Annotated in this window: 1 protein-coding gene; it reads right to left on the bottom strand. The window is 38.5% G+C overall.

Annotated features, from left to right (window positions below; translation table 11 throughout):
* A partial coding sequence (locus OGY07_RS02940) for a methyl-accepting chemotaxis protein (RefSeq protein WP_286598558.1) occupies positions 1-1,509 on the bottom strand: 1,509 nt, incomplete at both ends.

Raw genomic sequence — 1,509 nt, 5'->3', positions numbered from 1 at the left:
ATCTAAAAACATTGATTGCATCTGACAAACGGTTTGCTTGGTGCGCAAGTTCAGTTGATGCCATTGCATTTTGCGATACGCGAGCTGAGTTCTTATTAGATATATTGTCTAAGTTTTCCACAGCGGAGCTAATTTCCTGTAATGCAATAAACTGTTCAGATGTCGCAGCGCTTATTTGTGTGATCAATTCTGCCATTCCTTTTACTTTGGATAAAACTTCACCCATGGATTTTCCTGTTTTTTCTGTGTACTCGGTTCCGGCAGTAACTTTATTAGAACTGCTTTCTATTAATTCTTTTATTTCATTTGCGGCTTTGGCGCTACGTTGTGCAAGATGTCGAACTTCACCTGCAACAACAGAAAAACCTTTACCCTGCTCTCCCGCGCGTGCTGCTTCCACTGCTGCATTAAGAGCTAGTATGTTAGTCTGAAACGCTATGCTATCAATCACACTGGTTATAGTTGCTATTCTTTTTGAACTATCTGAGATTTCAGACATCATTTCCATCATTTTTACCATGATTTTTTCGCTATTTAACGCAGTGTCTTGAGTTTTTTCAGAAATTTCTTTGACTTCTTGTGATGTTTCGGCGTTGGATTTTACTGTTGCAATCAATTCATTCATGGCAGCAGCGGTTTGCTGAATGTTTATATTTGAGTTTTCTGTGTGCTTGCTTAATGATTTGTTATTTTGTGCTATGTCGGAGCTTTTTTTTAATACCACACTTGCCTGATTGCTTACATCATTAACTAACCATCGGAACATAAGTCCTAACTGGCTTATTGATCTGAGAGTCATCCCTATTTCGTCAACCCTTTCACTTTGTTCTATCTTATGGCAAGAGCCAGTTACTACATTTATGGCTTGTTTCGATATATTCTCTATCGGTGCGGATATCTTTCTATCGAAAATGAAAATCATTGCAAGTAGTGCAACTGTTAATATTGATGAGGAAATTAATGATGTGATTGAATCTATCCCTAGCAACCAATTTGCAATAATAAAAAGTGGTAGCAAGGATGATAAATAGAGTCTGATTCGCCAGCGTATTGGAATTGTCTTATCTAGTGTTAATAACCTTCTCCATCCTTTTCTTACTATCATTCCATTTTTAAATGAATAATATCTCCCGCTGTCACTTAAGAGTTTGTTATATAAATTATTTGCATAATTTATCTCGCCTGTTGATGGTTTAGTGCGCACAGACATATATCCGCGTGTTATTCCATCACGGACTACGGGGGTAACGTTAGAGCGAACCCAATAAAAGTCCCCATTTTTACGACGGTTTTTGACTAGAGCAGACCACGGTTTACCCTGCTGAAGGGTTGCCCACATATCCGCAAAAGCTGCCTTTGGCATGTCAGGGTGCCGGACGATATTATGTGGTTGATTATGTAGTTCACTTTCACTAAAGCCGCTAACGTGAATAAATGCATCATTCGCATAGGTTATGAGGCTTTCTTGATCTGTCGTTGACACTAAGGTGGCATCATCATCAAAAAAAA

The sequence above is a fragment of the Citrobacter sp. Cs237 genome (assembly GCF_030332325.1).
GTDB lineage: Bacteria > Pseudomonadota > Gammaproteobacteria > Enterobacterales > Enterobacteriaceae > Citrobacter_A > Citrobacter_A sedlakii.
The sequence above is the reverse complement of the archived record's forward strand: the minus strand, read 5'-3'. Positions and strand labels throughout refer to the sequence as shown.